At 58.6% G+C, this 1,942-nt stretch carries 2 protein-coding genes; one reads left to right on the forward strand and one right to left on the reverse strand.

Annotation, left to right across the window (positions count from 1 at the left end):
- Nucleotides 1-82 precede the first annotated feature (82 nt).
- Entirely contained in the window at nucleotides 83-307 is a 225-nt protein-coding gene (locus AiwAL_RS20065) for a helix-turn-helix domain-containing protein (RefSeq protein WP_235705261.1), read from the forward strand.
- Between the two features lie 136 nt (nucleotides 308-443).
- Here the strand turns inward: AiwAL_RS20065 and AiwAL_RS20070 are convergent, their stop codons facing one another.
- Nucleotides 444-1,391, reverse strand: coding sequence for an IS1595 family transposase (locus AiwAL_RS20070; protein WP_262313479.1), 948 nt, complete (start codon nucleotides 1,389-1,391; stop codon nucleotides 444-446).
- Nucleotides 1,392-1,942: the final 551 nt, after the last annotated feature.

Genomic DNA, 1,942 nt, shown 5'->3' on the forward strand with positions numbered 1-1,942 from the left:
GACCCGGCTAAAACCGCCGTACTGGCCGATTACACATTATAGTTGATAAACTTAGAGTGTGTAAACAGGCAACCCGTTGCGCATGGATATGCGTAAGCTGGTTGGCCGGAATTTCGCCCGCCTGCGTCGGTCGAAGGGCTTGACGCAGGAAGAAATTGAAGCTCGTTCGGGGTTCAGCCAACAGTACCTGAGTAGCCTCGAGCGCGGTCGTCGCAATCCAACAATAATTACGCTGTTTGAACTCGCGCAAGCGCTTGGAGTCAGCCATGTCGAGCTCGTTCAACCAGAAAACGAAAGCAGCGACTGAACGGCAGATTGCACAGTTCAACCAAGCTCCGAACATCGCGATGAGGTTGGGGAGGCTAATGGTCGCAGCCTGAATTATAGTTCGTGTCCCCGCGAATTCGAGGCTTGGTAACCGAGCCGATCAATAGTTTTATTGTTTACCCATGAACTTCAGCCAATTTTAGGAGGCGATACGGCATTGGAGGAGTCTGGGCGGCGGCCCAGCCGAGGCGCGGGATCATGCTGGCGAGGTCATATCGGCGATTGAACCGATACTCGAACTCAGCGAGATATCGCGGCACATGCTTGCTGCTGATGGCGCGATACGTGCCGACAATCGCGGATTTGATGTTCCCGAGAGCGGTGTTGACCCATTTGAACGTTGGGTTTCGAGCGGAGGCGGGGCCACTCCCGGTACGGATTGCCTGATGCTCACACCCGGCATCGGAGACGTGACTGAAACAGGCGAGCCCGTCACTGACCACGGCGCAAGACGGATCAAGGCTGCGCAGGGTAAAGCGCGAAATCGCCTGGCCGGTGAACCCAGCCACCCTACGCAGCTTCAGCCGAACCGGCTTTCCTTCAGCCGTGGTCTCGACCGCCGCGACGAACGGGGTCTTTCCGGGCGCGCCTCGCCCACGCTTGCCGCCGGAGCGTTCGCCCCCGAGATAGGCATCGTCAATCTCGACCCGTCCAGTCAGGCGCTTGCGCGCATCGCGCTCCAGCATCACCTGCTGGAGCTTGTGCTTGAGCATCCACGCTGTGGTCTGCCGCACCCCGAGACGCCGGCCGAGTTCGATGCTCGATATTCCCTGCTTGTTCTGGGTCAGATGGTATATGGCCCGAAACCACGTCCGCAGTGGCAATTTGGTCGCGGCGAAAATCGTCCCCGCGATCGGCGAGGTCTGCCGGCGGCATTTCGTGCATTGAAACAGGCCCCGCGTCTTCACCTCGCTATGAGACCGTCCACCACAAACCGGGCAGGAAAAACCATCGCGCCACCGGGCCGCGATCACCATGGCACGGCATTGCTCCTCCGTACCGTACAATCGATCAAATTCAGCCTCGCTCAGCCCTCGCTGAAACTGCACCGCATTCCGAGCCATCGATTTCCTCCGCTCACAGCATCATGTCTCTGTTTTGTACCGCTCTGAAAGTGGCTGATCAAGATGGGTAAGCAGGATAGTTTTCATACGGCCTCGTCCATCGCTGTTCGCTAGGTACATTAACGCGGCGTTGGGCTGGGCACACGTGCGCATGATCAGTTATCGACCACTTGGGACAGAGGCACGCCTCCAGGTCGCCGCAGCCCGTAACAACCCGTACCGGAGTTAGTTCTTTGCTGCGCCTTAGTTTTGCAGGTGCAGGCCGCCTCGCATGTCGGGCCTGAGCTGACGTTCTGGTCATCGGCGGCCGATCAATTGCGTCGTTGTCACCGCTGCGGCGGAATACGGGCCGTATTGCACCATCGACGAGAAGTGTTTGCCTTACCCGGCCTACAGACCTGCCGCACAATCGGAGAGATCCTATGGGGATGAGCGCAGCGCGGCCATACCGGGCTACGCGGGGGGTTCATCTCTGGAAGGATTCAACATGTTTGCCGAGAAGGAAGTCGCTGCCCCAGCTCCGTCCATCAATACCGATCCGATCTTCGTCG

This window comes from Acidiphilium sp. AL (assembly GCF_025499445.1).
Classification (GTDB): Bacteria; Pseudomonadota; Alphaproteobacteria; order Acetobacterales; family Acetobacteraceae; genus Acidiphilium; species Acidiphilium iwatense.